Raw genomic sequence first — 23274 nt, 5'->3', positions numbered from 1 at the left:
CGGCCCCATCGATTTCAGCGCTGCCGCCAATAACCTGGGGCCGCTTCGCGGCCCGTTCGCGACGCAAGGCCGCTCCTACACAAGGGCCGGTGCTGACTCAGTGAAGCTCGAAAGTATCAGCATCCAGGTTAGCCGGGAACTTGCTGCGGTAAGCCGCCAGCTCCGCCGCCCGCAACACCACCGTGAACACCCCGTCCGCCTCGCCCGCGCTGAGCAGGCTCTCGCCCTGGAAGTCCAGCACCTGGCTGTCACCCGAATAAGCGAAGCCCTTGCCATCGGTGCCCACGCGGTTCACCGCCGCCACATAACACAGGTTCTCGATGCCGCGGGCCGGCAGCAGGCGGTTCCAGTGCTGGCGGCGCGCGGCCGGCCAGTTGGCGGTATACAGCAACAGGTCGGTGTCCTGGGCATCGCGGCTCCACACCGGGAAACGCAGGTCGTAGCAGATCAACGGGCGCACCCGCCAGCCCTTGATCTCGAACTGCACCTGGCGCTCGCCCGGGGTGTAGTGCTTATGCTCACCGGCCATGCGGAACAGGTGGCGCTTGTCATAGTGCAGGATCTCGCCATCCGGCCGTGCCCAAAGCAAGCGGTTGCGGTGGCTGCCATCGGCGGCCTGGATGATCACGCTGCCGGTGACCACTGCGTCGATCCGCTTGGCCTGGGCCTTGAGCCATTTGTAGGTCGGGCCGTTCTCAGGCTCGGCCAGGCGTTGCGACTCCATGGAAAACCCAGTGGTGAACATCTCGGGCAGGATCACCAGGTCGACGTCACCCGCCTGGTCGAGCAATACCTCGAAATGCGCATAGTTGGCCTCGCGGTCATGCCAGGCCAAGGTGGTTTGCACCAGAGCGATTTTCAGGTTGGGCAGTGCACTCAGATCGCGCATAGTTTTTCCGCTGCTTGACGCAGCGTCTCCTCACGTTTGGCAAAGCACAGGCGCACCAGGCGTTGCTCGGGGATAGGTTGCTGGTAGAACACCGACACCGGAATGGTCGCCACGCCATGCTCACGGGTCAGCCACAGCGCCATGTCGACGTCGTTCAGGTCCGGGCGGATCTGCGAATAGTCCACCAGTTGGAAGTAGGTGCCGGCCGCGCGGCGGAAACTGAAGCGCGAACCCGCCAGCAAGTCGCAGAACAGGTCGCGCTTGGCCTGGTAGAAGCCGGGCAGTTGGTCGAGGTGCTCGGGGTGCTCGGCCATGAAGTCCGCCAGCGCGCACTGCAAAGGCGTCACCCCGCAGAAGTTGACGTACTGGTGCACCTTGCGCAGCTCTGCACTCAGGGCCGCTGGCGCAATCACGTAGCCGGTCTTCCACCCCGTCACATGGTAGGTCTTGCCAAACGAACTGACCACGAAGGCACGGCTATACAGCTCGGCATGGGCCAGTACGCTGGCGTGGCCTACACCGTCGTAGACCAGGTGTTCGTAGACTTCATCACTGACCAGGTAGATATCGCGCTCGGCAATCAGCCGCGCCAACTGGTCCAGGTCTTCTCGGGTGATCAACGCGCCGCTGGGGTTGTGCGGCGAATTGAGGATGACCATGCGTGTGCGCGGGCTCAGGGCATCGCTGAACTTCTGCCAGTCGATGCGAAAGTCGCCGTCACTGAGTTGTACATGCACGCAACGTCCGCCGGCCAGCTCTACGGAAGGCTCATAGCTGTCGTAACAAGGGTCGAAGACGATCACCTCGTCACCGCTGTGGATCACCGCCTGAATGGCGCAGAAGATCGCCTCGGTGGCACCGGGGGTGATGGTCACTTCCTGATCGGCATCGACCTTGGCCCCATACAGGCGCTCGACCTTGGCCGCAACCTGCTGGCGCAGGGCCGGCAGGCCGGTCATCGGCGCGTACTGATTATGCCCGGCGGCCACATGCCGGCCCACTGCATCGAGCAGGGCCTGCGGGCCATTGAAGTCAGGGAAACCTTGGGAGAGGTTGAGCGCACCGGTCTGCACGGCGAGCTGGGACATGGTAGTGAAGATGGTCGTGCCGACATTCGGCAGTTTGCTGCGGATCATGGAGCCCTCTTTCCTGGGGACTGAGAGCTATAAGCTACAAGCTTCAAGCCACAAGAAAAAGCGGCATGCATCAACGCCTGCTTTTTCTTGCAGCTTTGAGCTTGTAGCTTGCCGCTAGTTAGCGCTTGTCGCGGCGCTTCTTCTCGGCCTTCTTGTGGTGCGACATCAAGCGGCGCTTCTTGTTGACCTGGCGATCGGTGAGGGTGTTTTTCTTGCCCTCGTACGGGTTTTCACCACCCTTGTACTCGATACGGATCGGCGTACCGACCAGCTTGAGCACGCGGCGATAGGTGTTTTCCAGGTAACGCGAGTACGATTTGGGAATGCTGTCGGTCTGGTTGCCGTGGATCACGATCAGCGGCGGGTTGGCACCCCCCAAGTGCGCATAGCGCAGCTTGATGCGGCGGCCATTGACCAGCGGCGGCTGGTGCTCGCTCACGGCGTCTTCGAGGATCTGCGTCAGGCGGCTGGTCGGCCAGCGGGTTACCGCCGACATGAACGCGGCCTGTACCGACTTGTACAGGTTGCCCACGCCCGTGCCGTGCAGCGCGGAAATGAAGTGGATGTCGGCGAAGTCGACGAAGAATAGCCGGCGCTCCAACTCGGTCTTCACGTAGGCGCGCTCACCCGGCTCCATGCCATCCCACTTGTTCAGGGCGATGACGATGGCGCGGCCGGCTTCGAGGGCGAAGCCCAGCAGGTTCAGGTCATGGTCGACCACCCCTTCGCGGGCATCCATGACGAAGATCACGACGTTGGCGTCCTTGATCGCCTGCAGCGTCTTGACCACGGAGAACTTCTCGACTTCCTCGTGGATCTTGCCGCGCTTGCGCACCCCGGCGGTGTCGATGAAGGTGTACTTGTCGCCATCACGCTCGAACGGGATGTAGATACTGTCACGGGTAGTACCCGGCTCGTCGTAGACCACCACGCGCTCTTCGCCGAGCATGCGGTTGACCAGGGTCGACTTGCCGACGTTCGGGCGGCCGATGATGGCGATCTTGATGCCATCCTTTTCGCTCGGGCCAGGGATGCGCACGGCTTCCTCGCCTTCGGCGACGTCCTGGTCCAGCGCTTCGTCTTCGGCATCGCGTGGCAGGTGGCCGAGCACGGCTTCCATCAGGGCGCTGATACCACGGCCCTGGGAGCCCGCCACCGGGATGGCGTTGCCCATGCCCATCGGCGAGAACTCGGCGCGGGCGACGTCAGGGTCGATGTTGTCGATCTTGTTGGCGACCAGAATCGCCGACTTGTTCCGCTTGCGCAGGTGCTCGGCGATCATCAGGTCTGCTGCGGTCATGCCCGCACGGGCATCGACCAGGAACAGCACATAGTCGGCTTCTTCGATGGCCATGAGCGACTGCTCGGCCATCTTCTCGTCCATGCCCACTTCGTCACCGGTGATACCACCGGTGTCGATCAGGATGAAGGAACGACCCTGCCAGGAGGCATCACCATACTGGCGGTCACGGGTCAAACCCGACAGGTCACCGACGATGGCATCGCGGGTTTTGGTCAGGCGGTTGAACATGGTGGATTTGCCGACGTTCGGCCGTCCCACCAGGGCGATTACGGGAACCATGCGGCTCTCCACTCTTGAATTCTTGAAAATGCAAAGGCCGCTGCAAGGCAGCGGCCGGAGTTTGTGCGGCGTTTCCTACACCGCGGCTCAAGCCCGTTGGCGGACTTGAGCTTAGCTTCAGCGGACGGTCAGTGCCTCGAGCTTGCCGCTGTTGCCGAAGACGTAGATGGTGTCGCCGACCACCAAGGGCCGGGCGCGCAGGCCATCACTGTCGATTCGCTCGCGGCCGACGAAGCGGCCATCGACCTGGCTGAGCAGGTGCAGGTAACCCTCGAAGTCACCTACAGCCACGTAGCTGGAGAACACTTCCGGTGCCGACAGCTGACGGCGAGCCATGGAATCGTTGGTCCACAGGGCGCTGGAAGAGCGCTCGTCGACACTTTCAACGGTACCCGAGGCTTCGCTGACATAGACGTTACCGTAACCCTGGGCGACACCCACGTAGCTGGAAGCATCACGCTGCCACAGCACACGGCCGCTTTCCAGGTCCAGGCCCGCTACGCGGCCCTGGTAGGTGCTGACGTACAGGGTACCACCGGACAGCAGCAAGCCGCCGTCGATATCCACTACGCGGTCCAGCTCGGAACGCCCCTGCGGGATGGCCACGCGGCTCTCCCACACCGGCACGCCGTTGCTGATATCCACCGCGATCACTTTGCCGGTGGACAGGCCGGCAACCGCCATGCGGTTGGTCACGATCGGCGCGCCGGTGCCCCGCAGGGTCAGCACGGCCGGGGTGCTTTCATAGATCCAGCGGCGGTCGCCGGTCGCGGCATCGAGGCCGATCAGGCGGTCGTCCTGGGTCTGCACCACCACCACGTCACCATTGTTGGCTGGTGGTGCCAGCACTTCACTGGTCACGCGTGAGCGCCAGCGCTCTTCACCGGTGCTGGAGTCCAGCGCGATGACTTCGCCTTTGAGGGTACCGAGCATGACCAGCCCGTAACCCACACCGACAGCGCCCGACACCTGCAGGTCGAGGTCTTTTTTCCAGGCCACGTCGCCGGTGATGCGGTCGAGGGCGAAGACTTCGCCGTTGACGTCGGAGGCGTAGATACGGTCGTTTTCGATGGCCGGTACCAGGGTGTTGTACGTCTCGCCCTGGCCGTCACCGATCGAACGGCTCCACTGCTTCTTCAGTACCACTTCCTCGGTGAACTTGGTCAGCTCGGCCGGGGGCAGTTCCTTCTTGCTGTTGCTGCTGCAACCCGCGGCCAGAACGGCCAGGGTCAGCACTGCTGCTTGTTTCCAACCGATCACGTCAGGCGTCCCCTTTGGCCAGGTCATCCAGCTTCAATTGCAGGCCACCGACCGCCGCTTCATCGGACAGCGCGGCCTTGGCTTTTTCATAAGCGCTGTGGGCATCGTCGGCGCGACCAAGCTGTACCAGCAGGTCACCCTTCAATTCTTCGCGGCTGGCCAGGAACGCCTTGTCGGCGTCGCCGTCGAGCAGCTTGAGGGCCTCGTCGGCCTTGTCCTGGGCAGCCAGTACACGGGCCAGGCGCTGGCGCGAAATTTCGCCCAGCGTGGTATCGGCAGGCTTGTCCAGCACACCCTTGAGCTCGGCGGCGGCGTCGTCGAGCTTGCCGCTCTCGACCGCGACCTTGGCCACGAACAGGCTGCCATACTGGGCGTAGGCGGTACCGCCGAATTCGCTCTTGAGCTTGCCGGCCAGTTCCGCGACCTTGGTCGCGTCTGGCTGGCCGCTTGGCGTCAGGCTGGTCTCAAGCAATGCCTGGTACAGCTGCGAGGCACCTTGCGACTGGTTGTTCTGGTACTTGTGCCAGGTATTCCAGCCCAACACCACCACGCCGGCCAGCAGGGCACCGGTCAGCAGTGGCTTGCCGTTGCGGTTCCACCAGTCCTTGACCCCTGCCAGGTCATCATCATCTGTACTCGACACCCCAATACTCCTTTTCGCCTATTCGCTTGTTGAACCGCGTTACGCCTGAGCGATTGCGGTTTCCAGGTGCTCAGCCAGAGCATCCCAGGCAATGTTCTGTTGTTCGCCCTGGCCACGCAGGGGCTTCACGCCGATTTCCTGCTTGGCCAACTCGTCGTCGCCAAGAATCAGGGCCAACAGCGCGCCGCTCTTGTCGGCTTTCTTGAATTGGCTCTTGAAGCTGCCGCCACCAGCGTTGACCACCAGGCGCAGGCCCGGCAGGCGATCACGCAGGCTTTCGGACAGGCGCAGGCCAGCCAGCTCTGCCTGTTCACCGAAGGCGCAGAGGTAGACATCGACCTGCCGGCTGATCGACTCGGGCACCTTGCCCAGGGTCTCCAGCAGCAGGATCAGGCGCTCGATACCCATGGCGAAACCTACACCAGTGGTCGGCTTGCCGCCCATCTGCTCGACCAGGCCGTCGTAGCGGCCACCGGCACAGACGGTGCCCTGGGCGCCGAGCTTGTCGGTCACCCACTCGAACACGGTCTTGCTGTAGTAGTCCAGGCCACGCACCAGCTTGGTGTTGATCACGAACGGGATGCCGGCCGCATCCAGACGGGCCTTGAGGCCCTCGAAGTGCACGCGGGACGCTTCGTCCAGGTAATCTTCGAGCTTCGGTGCACCGACCAGCACCGCCTGGGTGTTCTGGTCCTTGCTGTCGAGGATGCGCAGCGGGTTGCTCTTGAGGCGACGCTGGCTGTCTTCGTCCAGCTGCTCAAGGCGTGCCGACAGGAACTCGACCAGCGCATCACGGTAGCGCGCACGGGCTTCACTGGTGCCCAGGCTGTTGAGCTCGAGCTTGACCGCGTCCTGGATGCCCAGCAGGCCCCACAGGCGCCAGGTCAGCATGATCAGCTCGGCGTCGATGTCCGGGCCATCGAGGTTGAACACTTCCACGCCGATCTGGTGGAACTGCCGGTAACGGCCTTTCTGCGGGCGCTCGTGGCGGAACATCTGGCCGATGTACCACAGTTTCTGCACCTGGCCGTTGCCGGTGATGCCATGCTCCAGCACGGCACGCACGCAGGCGGCGGTACCTTCAGGGCGCAGGGTGAGCGAATCGCCGTTGCGGTCCTCGAAGGTGTACATCTCTTTTTCGACGATGTCGGTCACTTCACCGATGGAGCGTTTGAACAGCTCGGTGAACTCGACGATCGGCGTGCGGATCTGGCTGTACCCGTAGGTATCCAGCAGACTGGCCACGGTGCCTTCAAAGTAGCGCCACAGTGGCGACTGTTCTGGCAGGATGTCGTTCATGCCACGGATGGCTTGCAGCGATTTGCTCACGAAAAGTCCTTACGAATGCTGTGTGTCAGCCACGGGCGATCAGCGCCGCGTCGGCCTCGGCCTTCTCGGCCGCTTTCTGGCGGATGAGCTTCTCGAGCTCATCGACCAGGTTGTCATTGGTTAGCTTCTGCGCCGGTTTGCCGTCGATGTAGATCAGGTTCGGCGTACCGCCGGTCAGCCCTACATGGGCTTCCTTGGCTTCGCCGGGGCCGTTGACCACACAACCGATCACCGCCACGTCCAGCGGTACCAGCAGGTCTTCCAGGCGCCCTTCCAGCTCGTTCATGGTCTTGACCACATCGAAGTTCTGCCGCGAGCAGCTCGGGCAGGCGATGAAGTTGATGCCACGCGAACGCAGGTGCAGCGACTTGAGGATGTCGTAGCCGACCTTCACTTCTTCGACCGGGTCAGCGGCCAAGGAGATACGAATGGTATCGCCGATGCCCTCGGCCAGCAGCATACCGAGGCCGACGGCGGATTTCACCGTCCCCGAACGCAGGCCACCGGCTTCGGTGATGCCCAGGTGCAGGGGCTGGATGATCTGCTTGGCCAGCAGGCGATAGGCTTCGACGGCCATGAACACGTCGGAGGCCTTGACGCTGACCTTGAAGTCCTGGAAATCCAGGCGGTCCAGGTGCTCGACATGGCGCAGCGCCGACTCGACCAGCGCCGCTGGGGTCGGTTCGCCGTACTTCTTCTGCAGGTCCTTTTCCAGGGAGCCTGCGTTGACGCCGATACGGATCGGGATACCGCGGTCACGGGCGGCATCGACCACCGCGCGTACACGGTCTTCACGGCCGATGTTGCCCGGGTTGATACGCAGGCAGTCGACACCCAGCTCGGCCACGCGCAGCGCGATCTTGTAGTCGAAATGAATGTCGGCGACCAGCGGCACACTCACCCGTTGCTTGATGCGGCCAAACGCTTCGGCGGCGTCCATGTCCGGTACCGAGACGCGCACGATGTCGACACCGGCATCGACCAGACGCTGGATCTGGCCGACAGTGGCGTCGACATCGTTGGTGTCGGTGTTGGTCATGCTTTGCACCGCGATGGGCGCATCACCACCCACCGGCACATTGCCGACCCAGATTTTGCGGGATTCGCGACGTTTGATCGGAGATTCGCCGTGCATGACTTACTGTCCCAACTTCAGGCGAGCAGTCTCGCCACTGGTGAACGGAGCAACATCGACGGCCTGGCCGTTGTAGCTGACCTGGGCGCCACGGGCAAAGCCCAGGCGTACCGCGAACGGCGGCTTGCCGGTCAGCTCGAGGTTGTCGCCCTTGCGCTTGACGGCGCTGAACAGCACCTTGCCGTTGCCGTCGGAGACCTGGGTCCAGCAATCGGCAGTGAACTGGATGGCGACCTTGGCGCTACCGGCAGGTACTGCGACCGGTGCGGCCGGCTCGGCGGCGGCGACCACAGGGGCAGCAGCGGCAGGTGCCGTGGCAGCAGGTGCTACTGCAGCCGGTGCTGGCGTTGGCGCAGTGGCTGCGGCGGGCACTTGTGCCTGCGCGGCCGGGGCTGGCGTTGCGTTTGCAGCTGGGGTTTGCGCAGGGCTGGCCGGCACTTGCTCGGCGGCGGCAAGCGGCTGTTCGCCAGCGGCCTGCTCCAGCGGCAACGGTGCGCTTTCGGGTTGCTGGCCTGCCGTCACGGCCTGGTCTTCAGGCTCGTCCAGCGGGTGGATCTGCGTGGTGCCGTCGGCGCTCTCGACCTCGACGTGCTCGAGGGCGATCTTGGCCAGGTCCTTGCCCCGCAAGCTGCCCTGGTCCTGCCACCAAACGAAACCACCACCGACCACTGCCACCAGCAGCAACAGGCTGACACCGCGCAGGATGTTGTGCGACAGGCGCACCGGTTCTTCGATGCGGCCCAGCGAATGCACTTCACTGCCCTTGGCGTGGGTACCGGTGTACTGGTCGAAGGCCTCGACCAACGCGGCCTGGTCCAGGTCCATCAGTTTGGCATAGGCGCGGATATAGCCACGGGCGAAGGTGTGCCCGGGCAGCTTGTCGAAGGCGCCGGTTTCCACGTGGTTCAACGAACTGACAGTGAGGTTGAGCTTGCGGGCCACCTCGGCTTGTGACCAGTCCCGCTTCTCACGGGCCTGGCGCAAAAGCTCACCGGGGTTCTGGCCAGGCGCTACTGCTACTTCGGGATGCGCGGCGTTCATCGTTGCTCCGACAGGTATTGCTGATATTCCGGCGTACCGGGATAAAGTCGTTGTAATTGCTGGCCCAGGTCGGCCAGTGTGCCCTGCTCGTCGAATACCCGGGCAAGGCGGCTGCCCAGCAGAAGGCTACGGGCGTCATGGTCGCTCAACCGGCTGAAACGATCGTAGTAGTCCAGGGCCGGCACATAATGCCTGTTTTCGTAGGACAACTCAGCCATTTCCAGCAACGCTCTCGGTTGCTGCGGGTTGAGTTGCAACGCTTTGAACAGATATGTGTGGGCCTGGTCACGACGTTCGAGCTTCAGGGCAGTCAGGCCAAGGTTCTCGTACACGCGGGAGCGTTCAGGATACAGGGTATCGGCGCTGGCCAGGCGAAACATCTGCTTGGCCTCGGCAAATCGCCCCTGAGCATAAAGGAAACTGCCGTAATTGTTGCGAATTCGCGTATCGCCAGGGCGTGCCTGCAGGGCTTTTTGAAAGTGTTTCTCGGCCAACCCCGGCTCACCCTGCGCCTGAAACACCAGCGCCAGGGCGGCGTGTGCGCCGGCATCGCTGGCGTCGAGGGCGAGGGCTTTGCCAAGCGGCGCCTTGGCCTGCTCGGTCAGGCCTTGTTGCAAATACCCAAGCCCAAGCTGCACATAAGCCCTGCCCGCCTCTTCCCGCCCCTGCCGACTGGCCAGCGGATCGCCCGCGCCGCCCGACACGCAGCCGGCCAGCAGCAAAAGCGCAAGGATCGACAGCGCGGCGCGCAGGCTCATGGCTAGGTTCTCGGTCAGTGGCGCGCGGCGCTGTCTGGCAGCTCGGCGTCGGCAGACAACTGGCGCACGGCGATGTAGCGCTCACTGCGGCGGGTGCGGTCGTTGACCTGGCCGACCAGCTGACCACAAGCGGCGTCGATGTCCTCGCCACGGGTGGTACGGGTGGTGACGTTGAAGCCGCCGTGGTGCAGCAGGTCCTGGAAGCGGCGGATAGCATTGTTGCTAGGACGCTCGTAACCGGAATGCGGGAACGGGTTGAACGGGATCAGGTTGATCTTGCACGGCACGTCACGCAGCAGCTCGATCATCTGTGCGGCGTGCTCGGGCTGGTCGTTGACGTCCTTGAGCAGGGTGTACTCAACCGTCAGCACGCGCTTGCCACCCAGGGTGGCCATGTAGCCCATGCACGACTCCAGCAGCACCTTCAACGGGTACTTCTTGTTGATCGGCACCAACTGGTTGCGCAGCGCGTCGTTCGGCGCGTGCAGCGACAGGGCCAGCGACACGTCGATGTGCTTGGCCAGCTCGTCGATCATCGGCACCACGCCCGAGGTGGACAAGGTGACGCGACGTTTGGAAATGCCATAGCCCAGATCATCCATCATGATCTTCATGGCGGCGATGACATTGTCGAAGTTCAGCAGAGGCTCGCCCATGCCCATCATGACCACGTTGGTAATCGCGCGGTCGACTTTGGCCGGGACGGTCCCGAAAGATTTGTTGGCAAGCCACACCTGGCCGATCACTTCGGCGGCGGTGAGGTTGCTGTTGAAGCCTTGCTTGCCGGTGGAGCAGAAACTGCAATCCAGGGCGCAGCCGGCTTGCGACGAGACGCACAAAGTGCCGCGGTCGTCGGTGGGAATGTAGACGGTCTCGACGCAGCTGCCGGAGGCAACGCGGATCACCCATTTACGGGTGCCGTCGGCGGAAATGTCTTCACTGACCACTTCCGGTGGGCGAATTTCGGCAACAGCCTCGAGCTTTTCGCGCAAGGCCTTGCCGACGTTCGTCATGGCGGCGAAATCATCGACGCCAAAATGGTGAATCCATTTCATCACCTGGCCGGCACGGAAGCGCTTCTCCCCGATAGAGTCGAAGAATTGTTCCATTTCCGGCTGGGTCAGGCCCAACAGGTTGATTTTGCCAGTAGATGTCGTCATGGATTCACCCTCACCCGTAAGCTTTCGCTTAGCGAGTGGTTACCTCGGTAGCAGCGAAGAAGTAAGCGATTTCGCGAGCAGCAGCAGCTTCGGAGTCCGAACCGTGAACGGCGTTGGCGTCGATCGACTCGGCGAAGTCAGCACGGATGGTGCCGGCAGCAGCTTCTTTAGGGTTGGTAGCGCCCATCAGCTCACGGTTCAGAGCGATTGCGTTTTCGCCTTCCAGAACCTGAACGACAACCGGACCGGAAGTCATGAAGGCAACCAGGTCGCCGAAGAAGCCGCGCTCGCTGTGCTCAGCGTAGAAGCCTTCGGCTTCGGCTTTGGACAGTTGCTTGATTTTCGAGGCAACGATTTTCAGGCCGGCGTCTTCGAAGCGAGTGGTGATCTTGCCGATGACGTTTTTGGCAACTGCGTCAGGCTTGATGATCGAGAAAGTACGTTGAACAGCCATGGAAAACTCCAGAAATATGAGTGTTGCGAAAAATTAAACCCGCGAATTATACGCGGGTTCCAGGGGATTGCCTAACCTGCAGCGTCGCGCTTAGTCGGCTTCATCAATCCAGGCCGCCTGGATGGCCTCGAGCACTTTCTCACCGCCGCGTGACGGATCGTCGCTGAACTCTGGCAATGCCAGCACCCAGCGGTGCAGATCGACGAAATTCACGTAACGAGGATCGACTTCCGGCTTGCTTTCTGCAAGCTGGATGGCGATCTCAAGTACATCAACCCATTTCAGACTCATGCAAAAATCCTCAGTGGGGCGCTTCGGCAGCGTGGTTGAGCGAATACTTGGGGATCTCGATGGCCAGGTCCTGGTCACCGACGACTACCTGGCAGCCGAGGCGCGACTGGGCCTCCAGGCCCCAGGCCTTGTCCAGCATGTCCTCTTCCAGCTCGTCGGCTTCATCGAGCGACTCGAAACCTTTGCGAACAATGCAGTGACAGGTGGTGCAGGCCTTTACGCCACCGCAGGCGCTTTCCATCTCGATGTGATGGTCGTGGGCCAGCTCCAGGATGTTGGTCCCGGGCGCGACCTCCACGGTCAGCCCCTCCGGGCAGAACTTCTCATGCGGCAGGAATGTCACCAGCGGCATCGGTTACTCCTCGATCTCATTCAGGTTGCGCCCGGCCAGTGCGGCTTTGACCGTCGAATCAAGGCGACGGGCGGCAAATGCATCGGTCACCTGCGACAGACGCTTGGTCTGTTGCTCGATGGCAGGGCCATCGGTGCCGGTCAGCAAATCACGTAGTTCTTGCATCTGGAATTCAATGGCTTCGCGTTCTTCGCTGCTGAGCAGCCGCTGGCCATCGGCGTCCAGGGCGCCCTGCACCGCTTCGAGCAGACGCTCGCCATCAACCTGGTGTTCACGCAGCTGACGCGCCTGCTTGTCGGTGCCTGCGTGCTCGAACGAATCCTTGAGCATGCGGGCGATCTCGCCGTCGGTCAGGCCGTAGGATGGCTTGACCTGAATGCTGGCCTCGACCCCCGACCCCAGTTCGCGGGCCGCGACGCTGAGCAGGCCATCGGCATCGACCTGGAAGGTCACGCGGATCTTCGCGGCGCCGGCAACCATCGCCGGGATGCCGCGCAGTTCGAAGCGCGCCAGGGAGCGGCAGTCGCTGATCAGCTCGCGTTCGCCCTGCAGCACGTGGATCATCATGGCCGACTGGCCATCTTTATAGGTAGTGAATTCCTGGGCACGCGCCACCGGAATGGTGGTGTTGCGCGGAATCACTTTCTCCATCAAGCCACCCATGGTCTCAAGGCCCAGGGACAGCGGGATGACATCGAGCAGCAGCAACTCGCCACCTTCGCGGCGGTTGCCAGCCAAGGTGTCGGCCTGGATGGCAGCACCGATGGCCACCACCTGGTCCGGGTCGATCGAGGTCAGCGGGGTGCGGCCGAACAGACTGCCGACAGCGTCACGTACGCGGGGTACGCGGGTCGAACCGCCCACCATCACCACGGCACCGACCTCTTCGGGCTCGACGCCGCTGTCGCGCACGGCGCGGCGGCAGGCCTTGAGGCTGCGGGCGACCAACGGCTCGATCATGGCTTCAAAGGCCGCGCGGCTCAGCTCGCCCTGCCAGGCACCGTGGCGGACGCTGACAACGTCGGCATCGGTCAGGGCTTCCTTGGCGGCGCAGGCGGCCTGCAGCAACTGGCGCTGGGTGGCGGGGTCGAGATCGGAGGACAGGCCAGCCTGCTCGATGATCCAGCCAGCAATGGCATGGTCGAAATCATCGCCGCCCAGGGCGGTATCGCCGCCGGTGGCCAGCACTTCGAAGACACCGGCCGTCAGGCGCAGGATGGAAATGTCGAAGGTACCGCCACCCAGGTCATAGATGGCCACAACGCCTTCGGCGTTCTGGTCCAGGCCATAGGCCACGGCCGCTGCGGTCGGTTCGTTGAGCAGGCGCAGCACATTGAGGCCGGCCAGGCGCGCAGCGTCCTTGGTGGCCTGGCGCTGGGCGTCGTCGAAATAGGCCGGCACGGTGATCACCGCCCCCACCAGATCGCCGCCGAGGGTTTGCTCGGCGCGCTCACGCAGCACCTTGAGGATATCGGCGGACACCTCCACCGGGCTTTTCGGCCCCTGGACGGTGTCGATGAACGGCATGTGCGACTCACCGCCAATAAAGCGGTAAGGCAGCTGTTCGCCCAATTGCTTGACGTCGGCCAGACCACGCCCCATCAGGCGCTTTACCGACAGCACGGTGTTCAGTGGGTCGCTGGAAGCGGCATCGCGCGCAGCCTGCCCGACTTCGCTGCGCCCTTCGAGGTAGCGCACCGCAGACGGCAGAATGACATTACCCTGCGCATCGGGCAGGGGCTCACTACGACCGCTGCGCAAGGCGGCGACCAGAGAATTGGTGGTACCCAGGTCGATACCCACCGCCAGGCGACGCTGGTGCGGCTGAGGGGTCTGACCGGGTTCGGCGATCTGCAGTAGGGCCATGCTTATCTGAATACCTTAGGCGTCATCACGAAAGACACCGGGTTAATCGTCGAGGCGCTCTTCCAGTTGGCGCACTTCTTGGGCGAGCTTGTCGAGGAATTGCATGCGGCGCATCAGGCGCTCGGCCTTCTCGCGCTCGTCTGCAACGTCCCAACAGGCGGCGAAGTCCTCGTTCAGCGTGTCCTGGGCGACCTTGAGGCGCTTCTTGAACACGCCGACACCCTCAAGGTCGGCTTCGTCCTGCAGCTCTTCGAGCTCTTCGCGCAACTGCATCTGCTGCAACAGGAAGTCGGGGTCGTGGACCGTGACTTCCTGAGGCACTTCATGGCCACCGATGGCCAGCAGGTAGCGGGCTCGGCGCGGCGCATTACGCAGGGTCTGGTAGGCGTCGTTGAGGGCTGCGGATTTTTCCAGCGCTACGCGCTGCTCACGCTCGGAGGCGTCGGCAAAGCGATCAGGATGGACTTCGCGGGCCAGCTCGCGGTAGCGAGTGGCCAGCTTGTCGAGATCCAGGCGGAAGCTTGGCTGGAGGTCAAACAGTGCGAAATGACAAGGAGTACCCACAGCCAGCCTCAAACGTTGAAGCTTTCGCCGCAGCCACACTCACCGCGCACGTTGGGGTTGTTGAACCTGAAGCCTTCGTTCAACCCTTCCTTGACGAAGTCCAGTTCGGTGCCGTCGAGGTACACCAGGCTCTTGGGATCGATGATCACCTTGACGCCATGGTTCTCGAACACCGTGTCTTCGTCAGCCAGCTCGTCGACGAACTCCAGCACGTAGGCCAGGCCCGAACAACCGGTGGTGCGCACGCCCAGGCGAATACCTTCGCCCTTGCCGCGCCCCTCGAGGGAACGCCGCACATGGTTGGCGGCGGCTTCTGTCATGCTGATAGCCATCAGAACTCCTTACCTCGCAACAGGCGACTTAGATCAAGCCTTTCTTCTGCTTGTAATCGCGTACGGCTGCCTTGATGGCATCCTCGGCGAGTACCGAGCAGTGGATCTTGACCGGCGGCAACGCCAGTTCTTCGGCCAGCTGGGTGTTCTTGATGGTTTCGGCTTCGTCCAGGGTCTTGCCCTTCATCCACTCGGTGGCGAGGGAGCTGGAGGCGATGGCCGAACCGCAGCCGTAGGTCTTGAACTTGGCGTCTTCGATGACGCCCTGCTCGTTGACCTTGATCTGCAGACGCATCACGTCACCGCAGGCCGGCGCGCCGACCATGCCGGTACCGACATCCGGGTCCTCGGCATTCATCTTGCCGACGTTGCGCGGGTTTTCGTAGTGGTCGATGACCTTTTCACTGTATGCCATGGTGCAATTCCTTCCTCATCAGGGAGCCGCTCTTGCCGGCGACTGCTTAGTGGGCGGCCCACTCGATCTTGGAGATGTCAACGCCGTCTTTGTACATGTCCCACAGCGGCGACAGCTCACGCAGTTTGTTAACGGCCTCGCAGACTTTCTGCGCGGCGTAGTCGACTTCTTCTTCAGTGGTGAAGCGACCGAAGGAGAAGCGGATCGAGCTGTGCGCCAGCTCGTCATTGCGGCCCAGAGCGCGCAGTACGTACGACGGCTCGAGCGAAGCGGAGGTACAGGCCGAACCGGACGATACCGCGATGTCCTTCAGCGACATCAGCAGCGACTCGCCTTCGACGTAGTTGAAGCTCAGGTTCAGGTTGTGCGGTACACGGGCGGTCTGGCTGCCGTTGACGTACAGCTCTTCGAGGTCCGAAACCTGCTTGAAGAAGCGGTCGCTCAGGGCCTTGATGCGCACATTTTCACTGGCCATCTCTTGCTTGGCGATGGCGAACGCCTCGCCCATGCCGACGATCTGGTGGGTTGGCAGGGTGCCCGAACGCATGCCGCGCTCATGGCCACCGCCGTGAATGATTGCCTCGAGGCGCACACGCGGCTTGCGGCTGACGTACAGTGCGCCGATGCCTTTGGGGCCGTAGACCTTGTGCGCCGAGAACGACATCAGGTCGACCTTCAGCTTCTGCACATCGATCTCGACCTTGCCGGCCGACTGGGCCGCGTCGACATGGAACAGAACGCCGCGCGAGCGGGTCAGCTCACCGATGGCGGCGATGTCGTTGATCGAGCCGACTTCATTGTTGACGTGCATCAGCGAGACCAGAATGGTGTCGTCGCGCAGCACGGCCTCGACCATGGCCGGGGTGACGATGCCGTCTTCGCCTGGCTCCAGGTAGGTGACTTCGAAACCTTCACGCTCGAGCTGGCGAGCGGTATCCAGGACCGCCTTGTGCTCGATCTTGGAGGTGATGATGTGCTTGCCCTTGGTCTGATAGAAGTGCGCGACACCTTTGAGAGCGAGGTTGTCGGACTCGGTGGCACCGCTGGTCCAGACGATTTCACGCGGATCGGCGTTGATCAGTTCGGCGACCTGGCGACGACCGTTCTCGACCGCTTCCTCGGCTTTCCAGCCGAAGACGTGGGAGCGCGAAGCCGGGTTACCGAAGTTCCCGTCGACCAGCAGGCAGTCGGCCATCTTCTGGGCGACACGTGGGTCGACCGGGGTGGTCGCGGAGTAATCGAGGTAGATCGGCAACTTCATGGATATCTCCTATCAGGCGGTGGCGTCGCTCGTCGCTGTTATAAAGGTCAGTCGACGGCGGACGTCTCAATCTTGTCCAACTGGGCGGATCGGCCTGCGACACGACGCAGGTCCTGGCGCTGGGCAACTTCCTGCACCTCACGGCGCTTGACGAGGTCGGCCAGGCTGATGCCGCTGAGGAATTCATGGATCTGCTGGCTGAGATCGCACCACAGGTGGTGGGTCAGACAGGTATCACCGGCATGGCAATCCCCTAGGCCCTGGCAACGGGTGGCATCGACCGATTCGTTGACCGCGTCGATGACCTGAGCCACCTGGATGGTTTCCATGCCCCGCGACAGCTGATAGCCACCGCCTGGACCGCGCACACTGGATACCAGGCTGCTGCGGCGCAGCTTGGCGAACAGCTGCTCCAGATAAGAGAGGGAAATGCCCTGGCGCTCGGAAATGTCGGCCAAAGACACGGGCCCATGCTGCGCGTGCAACGCCAGGTCGAGCATGGCTGTCACGGCGTATCGGCCTTTAGTAGTCAGTCGCATGGCTATTGGGTACCACGGGAGTTACAGGATGTGAGCGAGTATGCGATTCCCGAGCATTTAAGTCAACTATTAGACCTACTGCTTTAGTCGGGTTTTACGTCGGGAGGCGGGCGCGATTGTAGCAGACGAGGGGCGTGAGCACACGCCCCGTATGTCACCACGGCTTCAGCGCGACGCGATCAATGCGACTGAGTGTCGCGCTGGGCGGCCTGGGCAGCTTCGGTGAAGTCATCCTCCGGCAGTGCCGGCAACTCCTTGGCACAGTAGTCGCTGCCCATCTTGGTCAGCGCGCCGCACATGCCCTCCAGGCGCTCATCCACCGCTTGCAGGTGGTCGAGCATCTGCCCGATGGCACGTGCGACCGGGTCTGGCATGTCGCCACTGACGCCATACGCATCGAAACCGATCTTCTCGGCCATGGCCTTGCGCCGGGCTTCGACTTCGTTTTCTTCGCTCTTGACGATGATGCGGCCCGGGATACCCACTGCGGTCGCCCCCGCCGGCACGGCCTTGGTCACCACCGCATTGGAGCCGATCTTGGCCCCGGCACCGACGGTGAACGGGCCCAGCACCTTGGCCCCCGCCCCCACCACCACGCCGTTTTCCAGGGTCGGATGGCGCTTGCCTTTATTCCAGCTGGTGCCGCCCAGGGTCACACCCTGATAAAGCGTGACGTCGTCGCCGATCTCGGCAGTCTCGCCGATGACGATCCCCATGCCATGGTCGATGAAGAAACGCCGGCCAATGGTGGCGCCAGGGTGGATCTCGATCCCGGTCATCCAGCGCCCGAAGTTCGACACCAGCCGGGCCAGCCACTTGAAATCACGCGTCCACAAGGCATTGCCCAGCCGGTGCAGCCAGATGGCATGCATGCCCGGGTAGCAGGTCAGCACCTCGAAGGCGTTGCGCGCTGCCGGGTCACGATGGAATACGCTTTGAATATCTTCACGCAGGCGTTCGAACATCTGTCAGTCCTTCCTTTTATGCGGTTCGCCCCGAGCCACTTTCTGGGTCTCGGTGAGGATGCCGCGCAAAATGCTCATTTCCGGACGGTTCACCGAGCTGCGCCCGTACAGCCGACGCAGGCGCGCCATCAGGTGCTTGGGCTTCTCGGGGTCAAGGAAGCCGATGTCCACCAGGGTCTTTTCCAGGTGGTCGTAGAACAGCTCCATTTCGTCCATGGTCGCCAGCTCGCTGGCGTCGGCCTTCTCGACTTTCGCCGGGGCATCCTCGGCTGCCAGCCAGGCCATGCGCACCTCATAAGAGAGCACCTGGACCGCGGCGGCCAGATTCAGCGAGCTGAAGTCGGGGTTCGAGGGAATGTGCACGTGGAAGTGACATCGCTGCAGTTCGTCGTTGGTCAGGCCAGCGTGTTCGCGACCGAACACCAGGGCGATTTCCTCGCCGCCCAGCGCATGCTCCACAGCCTTGGCCCCGCATTCGCGAGGGTCGATCAATGGCCAGGGGATGCTGCGCTCGCGGGCACTGGTACCCATCACCAGGTTACAGCCGACCAGCGCCTGCTCAAGGCTGTCGACAACCTGGGCGTTACCCAGCACATCGTCGGCGCCCGAGGCCCGGGCACTGGCTTCGGCATCGGGAAACGCTTTTGGCTGCACCAGCACCAGACGCGACAAGCCCATGTTTTTCATGGCACGCGCAGCGCCGCCGATGTTGCCGGGGTGGCTGGTATTGACCAGAACAACACGAATATTTTGCAGCACGGTGTTGTGCTCTCAGAGGCAGATATCAGGGCCTTCGATCTTACAGAACCGACAGACGTAACGCCATGAAAGCAAATGTGACACTTCTGCCGTCAAAGTTTTCTGCTAGAATGATCGGCTTTCTTCTTTAACATCTCCAGGTGACCCGCCCATGCAGCCTATGCTGAATATCGCCCTGCGCGCCGCTCGCAGCGCCAGTGAACTGATTTTCCGCTCCATCGAACGCCTGGATAGCATCAAGGTCGATGAGAAAGAGGCCAAGGACTACGTTTCCGAAGTCGATCGCGCCGCCGAGCAGAAAATCGTCGACGCCCTGCGCAAGGCCTACCCGAACCACTCCATCCAGGGTGAAGAGACCGGCATGCACGCGGGCACCGGCGAAGAAGGCAAGGACTACCTGTGGATCATCGACCCACTGGACGGCACCACCAACTTCCTGCGCGGCATCCCTCATTTCGCTGTCAGCATCGCCTGCAAATACCGTGGTCGCCTTGAGCACGCTGTGGTTCTCGACCCGGTTCGCCAGGAAGAATTCACCGCCAGCCGTGGCCGTGGCGCCCAACTCAATGGCCGCCGCCTGCGCGTCAGCTCGCGCACCAGCCTGGAAGGCGCCCTGCTGGGCACCGGTTTCCCGTTCCGTGACAGCCAGATGGCCGACCTGGACAACTACCTGGGCATGTTCCGCGCCCTGACTGGCCAGACTGCAGGCATCCGCCGCGCAGGCTCCGCCAGCCTGGACCTGGCTTACGTCGCCGCCGGCCGCTTCGATGCATTCTGGGAGTCGGGCCTGTCCGAGTGGGACATGGCTGCAGGCGTACTGCTGATTCAAGAAGCAGGCGGCCTGGTAAGCGACTTCAACGGTGGCCACGACTTCCTCGACAAGGGCCACATCGTCGCGGGCAACATCAAGTGCTTCAAGGCAGTACTGACGGCTATCCAGCCGCACCTGCCAGAGAGCATGAAGCGCTAAGTACCGTTGGCGTTATAAAGAAGCACCCCTCGGGGTGCTTTTTTTATGGCGACGTATTGTGCTCGACACTTCACCAGCCTTACAACGTATTGATATAACAGCCGCACGGCAGCCGCGGCCTATTCAATGGCAGTTATTCTTGATGGCCGCCTCCAATGCCGAGGTCGTCTTCTCATTCAACTCGATACGCAACGCCACCGCACGCTCGACACCAATTTGCAACGCCGGGCCGAAGCGGCTGATATCCAACCCCAGGCGGATCAACATTTTCTCGACCCCCACCGTGGTCACCGTGACGAACTGTTTCACGCCACAGCCGATGGCATAGCTGACAATCGCATGAATAGCCTGCGTGGTGCCCTGGGAGAAGCCGAACCGATTGCCGTCCGGCAGCTCGATGGCAAAGCGGCTCAGCTCCCAGATGGCGTCGGAGCACGGTGCAGGATGCCCATGCAGCAGTTCGGGAAAGGTATGCGCCAGCATGTTCGGGCCCGTGGTCGGCAGTATCCGCCAGCACCCACAGACATACCCCGCCTCGTCATCGCGGTTGATGATCATGTAATAGGGGTCAAGCGCATCGTAGCCATCGATCTCCATGTCATTGATCAGCGGGATGTCCCACATCTTTTTAACTTTGAAGATACGTGCCCGAAGTTTATGCATGGCATTCAGCGCTTGCGGGTCGATGTTAGTGCGGCGATCAATGGAGATAAGCATAGGGGCAATTACCGGCAGGGGTTTGAATTGCCACCCACGGTATATTCATGCCGGTTAAATAAAATCCTACCTAATTTGGGAGGTGGCCGACATTAACCAGACTTGTTAATTTTTCGGCTTTTGCAGGATTGATTCCCGATGAAGCTACTCAATACCTCAGCTGTGCGCGAGGTCGCCCATCAAGCCATCAGCCTGCGCCTGGGCCTCAAGCAGAGCCAGACCGAATTCTGGTCAAGGTTCGGCATCAGCCAGGCCTGCGCCAGCCGCATCGAATGCACCAGTCAAGTGCCCGCCCCGGTGTATATCCTGCTGCGCCTTTACCTCAGCGGTCGCCTGGAGGAAAGCGACCTGGCCCAACGCCCGCAGTGACACTCAGGGCGTGATCGATTTTTGCTGGATGGCTTTGAGCACCGCCATCTGGCGCGAGCTGACCTGGAACTTGCGGCGGATGTTCTTGAAGTGGAAGTCGATGGCCGAGGTCGTGCACGACAGAATCATCGAGATTTCCCAGGTGGTCTTGCCTGCTGCGCTCCACTGCAGCACCTCTTTTTCCCGGCTCGTCAGGTGCACGGGTGTGGAGCATTCGATGCGTGCCTTGAGCATCCCCTCCATCGCGTAATCGCGCAGCAGGGTCGCCGTAGGCAAGGACTCGATCATCGTAGCAGTCGCTTGCGGACCACTTTCAGAGGGTTTCAGGCAGAGCATGCCCGCCTCGCCGCGCGGACCATGCAAGGGCAGCGCAAGGCCTTGCTGCAAGCCATGTGCGGCGGCTTCTTCGAAGAATTCCGACTCTGAGGGACGGCGGTAGTTGTCCCGGTCCCAGAGCAGTGGCCGGTTTGCGTTCAGGCAGTGCTGAACCACCGGATCGACCGCAGCGTAGGACTCGGCGTCGTAACGTGTGCGCCACGCATCAGGGTAGTCGCTGTAGATCAGCACCTGCTGATTGGCGTCAGTGGGCGCAGGCTTGAGACCGATCAGAAAGTTCGAGTATCCCAGCTTGCGGGTCAGGATTTTAAGGTGAGCCAGCCAGTCCTCAAAGCGCTCCATTTCGCTGAGTCGCAGCAGCTCATCCATTACCAGTAGGGTCATTCCCTTCCTCGTAGGCACCGTTTGACGGTGGTCTCATGGCGAGACAACACGCGAGGGAATATCGACTCCCTCATTCAGGTGGGTCGATAAGATAGTTACATGGCACATTGAAATCAACGTGCATAGAGTGCTCGCCGACGAGAAGCAAGCGGTCGCAGACACTAGTCAGTTGCCCAACCCGCCACAACCTCCCTGTTCTGGGAGGTACCAGGCGCTGCGCGCAGCCTATTTACTAGCGTGGCACCAGCCTGCACCGGCAGGCAGCACCACGATGCACATGGACGGCACGGGAAAACACCTGAAGCTGTATTTCGGCTGACCCACAAGGAGCCCTCCTGCATGTTCCAGCAACAGTTCTTCAGCATGGTTGCGCGCCATCGCGACTACCCGGCGGTCGTCGACAGCCATGGCAAAACCCGCAGCTACGGCGAACTGCTGCAGGACATCGACCAGTTGCGCGCCAGGCTGCATGCTGCAGGCCTGCGCGAAGGTGATGTGGTAGCCACTCAACTGGGCAACAGTACCGGTTATGTGGCGCTGCTGTTTGCCATGGCAAGCCTGGGGCTGATTCACTGCCCCGTGAGCGTGGCCAGCAGCACACACCAGCGGGCAATGCGCCTGGGCCAGGTCGGCGCCGCCCTACTGATCACCGAAGCCGGCATAGTGCCGGCGGGCCTTGGTGTACCAGGCTTTACCCTCTATTCGCCCACACCTGTCAACCTCAAGACCCCAGCGTGGCGCGACTGCGCCGGGCTGATGCGCATGCAGGAAACCTCAGGCAGCACCGGCGCACCCAAACTTGCGCTGTGGCGCCAGGACCGGCTGTACCGTGAAATCATGCATTGGGTAGACAGCGCCGGCCTGGACGCCGGTGCGCGCTACCTGAATATCCATAGCCTCGATGGCGGGCATGCAGTAGACCTGCATGTATTCCCGGCTTTGCTGACGGGTGCGACGCTGTACCTGGGTGATGCGACCCAGGTTGAGCACACCCTGCGCACCCTGCACGAACAGCGCATCAGCGTGATGAGCGCACTGCCGTCGCAGTACCTGGAGCTGGCACAGGCCGCACAGAACACCGGCATCCGCCTGCCAGCACTGAGCAAACCTTTCTGCGGCGGCGCCTACCTGGACGACCATGTGGTGCTGGAAAGCGAGCGCCACCTGGGCGTGCACCTGAAAAGGATCTACGGCTCGACGGAGTTCGGCATGGTCCTGGCAAACTTCACGCCGAGCCTGCAGGTCGGCTGTGGCATGCGCCCGGTAGGTGATGTCGAGGTGACGCTGGAACCGCTGGACCCCGCGCAACCGGAAGTAGGCGAAATCATCGCCCGCTCCACGCACCGCGGCTCGGGGTACTTCCCACCTGCACCGATCCCTTGCGAGGACCAGGCCTATGCCACCGGCGATATCGCCCGGCGCCTTGCCGACGGCAGCCTGATGCCGCTGGGGCGCGCGACGGATGCCCTGCTCACGCAACAAGGCATGCAGTTTGCCCCCGCCCTGGAAGCGCAGATCGCACAGGCCATGAAGTTCGAGCGCGTGGTGGTACTGGTAGAGGAGCAGGATCGCCGGCGCGCCCATGTGATCGTGCAAGGCAACACGGCTGACGCACATGAGCGGTTGGCGAAACTGACCGGGGGGCTGGAACGCCTGGGCATTAGTGCCAATATCGCAGTGCTTGAACGGATACCCATGACGCCGACCGGCAAGCCGGACCGCGTCCGGCTTCGCAAGCAGCTAGGCGCGCAGCAACAACTACGCTAG

The 23274-nt window shown here is 62.3% G+C and carries 26 protein-coding genes; 3 read left to right on the top strand and 23 right to left on the bottom strand.

Annotated elements, in window-relative coordinates:
• Window positions 1–97: 97 nt before the first annotated feature.
• The 21 genes from LJX93_RS04375 to trmJ all read right to left on the bottom strand — a co-directional run bounded on the left by LJX93_RS04375 (window position 98) and on the right by trmJ (window position 18731).
• Window positions 98–889 (bottom strand): amidohydrolase, encoded by a 792-nt coding sequence (locus LJX93_RS04375; protein ID WP_033701169.1) that lies wholly within the window; start codon window positions 887–889, stop codon window positions 98–100.
• Window positions 877–2025 carry a pyridoxal phosphate-dependent aminotransferase gene (locus LJX93_RS04370; RefSeq protein WP_033701171.1) on the bottom strand — a complete coding sequence of 383 codons (1149 nt, stop codon included), beginning with the start codon at window positions 2023–2025 and terminating at the stop codon, window positions 877–879. The genes LJX93_RS04375 and LJX93_RS04370 overlap by 13 nt, the downstream gene beginning before the upstream one ends.
• Window positions 2026–2143: 118 nt before the next feature.
• Window positions 2144–3607 (bottom strand): ribosome biogenesis GTPase Der, encoded by a 1464-nt coding sequence (gene der / locus LJX93_RS04365; RefSeq protein WP_033701174.1) that lies wholly within the window; start codon window positions 3605–3607, stop codon window positions 2144–2146.
• Between the two features lie 117 nt (window positions 3608–3724).
• Entirely contained in the window at window positions 3725–4867 is a 1143-nt protein-coding gene (gene bamB, locus LJX93_RS04360; RefSeq protein WP_033701523.1) for an outer membrane protein assembly factor BamB, read from the bottom strand.
• Window position 4868: 1 nt separating this feature from the next.
• Window positions 4869–5510 carry a tetratricopeptide repeat protein gene (locus LJX93_RS04355; protein ID WP_033701175.1) on the bottom strand — a complete coding sequence of 214 codons (642 nt, stop codon included), beginning with the start codon at window positions 5508–5510 and terminating at the stop codon, window positions 4869–4871.
• A 39-nt stretch (window positions 5511–5549) separates the two neighbouring features.
• Entirely contained in the window at window positions 5550–6839 is a 1290-nt protein-coding gene (hisS, locus tag LJX93_RS04350; protein WP_033701176.1) for a histidine--tRNA ligase, read from the bottom strand.
• A gap of 25 nt (window positions 6840–6864) precedes the next feature.
• Entirely contained in the window at window positions 6865–7974 is a 1110-nt protein-coding gene (gene ispG / locus LJX93_RS04345) for a flavodoxin-dependent (E)-4-hydroxy-3-methylbut-2-enyl-diphosphate synthase (protein ID WP_033701177.1), read from the bottom strand.
• Between the two features lie 3 nt (window positions 7975–7977).
• Window positions 7978–9015 carry a RodZ domain-containing protein gene (locus LJX93_RS04340; protein WP_033701178.1) on the bottom strand — a complete coding sequence of 346 codons (1038 nt, stop codon included), beginning with the start codon at window positions 9013–9015 and terminating at the stop codon, window positions 7978–7980.
• Window positions 9012–9773 carry a type IV pilus biogenesis/stability protein PilW gene (pilW, locus tag LJX93_RS04335; protein ID WP_033701179.1) on the bottom strand — a complete coding sequence of 254 codons (762 nt, stop codon included), beginning with the start codon at window positions 9771–9773 and terminating at the stop codon, window positions 9012–9014. Before pilW ends, LJX93_RS04340 begins: the two co-directional genes overlap by 4 nt.
• 14 nt (window positions 9774–9787) lie before the next feature.
• Complete coding sequence (gene rlmN, locus LJX93_RS04330) at window positions 9788–10933, bottom strand: 23S rRNA (adenine(2503)-C(2))-methyltransferase RlmN (protein ID WP_033701180.1); 1146 nt, start codon at window positions 10931–10933, stop codon at window positions 9788–9790.
• Between the two features lie 28 nt (window positions 10934–10961).
• On the bottom strand, window positions 10962–11387 hold the full coding sequence (gene ndk / locus LJX93_RS04325) for a nucleoside-diphosphate kinase (protein ID WP_033701183.1): 426 nt from the start codon (window positions 11385–11387) through the stop codon (window positions 10962–10964).
• Window positions 11388–11477: 90 nt separating this feature from the next.
• Window positions 11478–11678 (bottom strand): Fe-S cluster assembly protein IscX, encoded by a 201-nt coding sequence (iscX, locus tag LJX93_RS04320; protein ID WP_003248529.1) that lies wholly within the window; start codon window positions 11676–11678, stop codon window positions 11478–11480.
• A gap of 10 nt (window positions 11679–11688) precedes the next feature.
• Complete coding sequence (gene fdx, locus LJX93_RS04315) at window positions 11689–12030, bottom strand: ISC system 2Fe-2S type ferredoxin (protein WP_033701184.1); 342 nt, start codon at window positions 12028–12030, stop codon at window positions 11689–11691.
• A 3-nt stretch (window positions 12031–12033) separates the two neighbouring features.
• The gene (gene hscA / locus LJX93_RS04310) at window positions 12034–13896 is read right to left on the bottom strand and encodes a Fe-S protein assembly chaperone HscA (protein WP_156310410.1); all 1863 of its coding nucleotides are present in this window, start codon (window positions 13894–13896) and stop codon (window positions 12034–12036) included.
• A 42-nt stretch (window positions 13897–13938) separates the two neighbouring features.
• Window positions 13939–14460 (bottom strand): co-chaperone HscB, encoded by a 522-nt coding sequence (hscB, locus tag LJX93_RS04305; RefSeq protein WP_033701187.1) that lies wholly within the window; start codon window positions 14458–14460, stop codon window positions 13939–13941.
• Between the two features lie 8 nt (window positions 14461–14468).
• Complete coding sequence (iscA, locus tag LJX93_RS04300; RefSeq protein ID WP_033701188.1) at window positions 14469–14792, bottom strand: iron-sulfur cluster assembly protein IscA; 324 nt, start codon at window positions 14790–14792, stop codon at window positions 14469–14471.
• A 28-nt stretch (window positions 14793–14820) separates the two neighbouring features.
• The gene (gene iscU, locus LJX93_RS04295; protein WP_003248539.1) at window positions 14821–15207 is read right to left on the bottom strand and encodes a Fe-S cluster assembly scaffold IscU; all 387 of its coding nucleotides are present in this window, start codon (window positions 15205–15207) and stop codon (window positions 14821–14823) included.
• A gap of 46 nt (window positions 15208–15253) precedes the next feature.
• A complete protein-coding gene (locus tag LJX93_RS04290; protein ID WP_033701189.1) occupies window positions 15254–16468 on the bottom strand; it encodes an IscS subfamily cysteine desulfurase in 1215 nt (404 codons plus the stop codon).
• A gap of 47 nt (window positions 16469–16515) precedes the next feature.
• A complete protein-coding gene (gene iscR / locus LJX93_RS04285; RefSeq protein WP_027595541.1) occupies window positions 16516–17007 on the bottom strand; it encodes a Fe-S cluster assembly transcriptional regulator IscR in 492 nt (163 codons plus the stop codon).
• Window positions 17008–17186: 179 nt separating this feature from the next.
• Entirely contained in the window at window positions 17187–17972 is a 786-nt protein-coding gene (gene cysE / locus LJX93_RS04280; RefSeq protein WP_033701190.1) for a serine O-acetyltransferase, read from the bottom strand.
• 3 nt (window positions 17973–17975) lie between these two features.
• Window positions 17976–18731: a tRNA (cytosine(32)/uridine(32)-2'-O)-methyltransferase TrmJ gene (gene trmJ / locus LJX93_RS04275; RefSeq protein ID WP_033701191.1), complete on the bottom strand. Its 756-nt coding sequence runs from the start codon at window positions 18729–18731 to the stop codon at window positions 17976–17978.
• A gap of 151 nt (window positions 18732–18882) precedes the next feature.
• Between trmJ and suhB the strand changes: the two genes are divergently transcribed.
• Entirely contained in the window at window positions 18883–19701 is an 819-nt protein-coding gene (gene suhB, locus LJX93_RS04270) for an inositol-phosphate phosphatase (RefSeq protein ID WP_033701193.1), read from the top strand.
• Window positions 19702–19824: 123 nt separating this feature from the next.
• On the opposite strand, the gene LJX93_RS04265 is transcribed toward suhB, so the two are convergent.
• Window positions 19825–20364, bottom strand: a complete 540-nt coding sequence (locus LJX93_RS04265; protein ID WP_271909879.1) for an acyl-homoserine-lactone synthase — start codon at window positions 20362–20364, stop codon at window positions 19825–19827.
• A 192-nt stretch (window positions 20365–20556) separates the two neighbouring features.
• Here LJX93_RS04265 and LJX93_RS04260 point away from each other — a divergent pair, with 192 nt between their 5' ends.
• The gene (locus LJX93_RS04260) at window positions 20557–20787 is read left to right on the top strand and encodes a hypothetical protein (protein WP_027595536.1); all 231 of its coding nucleotides are present in this window, start codon (window positions 20557–20559) and stop codon (window positions 20785–20787) included.
• Between the two features lie 3 nt (window positions 20788–20790).
• On the opposite strand, the gene LJX93_RS04255 is transcribed toward LJX93_RS04260, so the two are convergent.
• The gene (locus tag LJX93_RS04255) at window positions 20791–21507 is read right to left on the bottom strand and encodes a LuxR family transcriptional regulator (RefSeq protein ID WP_050506134.1); all 717 of its coding nucleotides are present in this window, start codon (window positions 21505–21507) and stop codon (window positions 20791–20793) included.
• A 339-nt stretch (window positions 21508–21846) separates the two neighbouring features.
• On the opposite strand from LJX93_RS04255, the gene LJX93_RS04250 reads away from it, so the two are divergent.
• Entirely contained in the window at window positions 21847–23274 is a 1428-nt protein-coding gene (locus LJX93_RS04250; protein WP_227696780.1) for a class I adenylate-forming enzyme family protein, read from the top strand.

It is taken from the genome of Pseudomonas sp. HN2-3 (assembly GCF_020691745.1).
Taxonomy (GTDB): domain Bacteria; phylum Pseudomonadota; class Gammaproteobacteria; order Pseudomonadales; family Pseudomonadaceae; genus Aquipseudomonas; species Aquipseudomonas capeferrum.
Note: the sequence above shows the minus strand (reverse complement) of the source record. Positions and strands in the feature narration are given on the sequence as shown.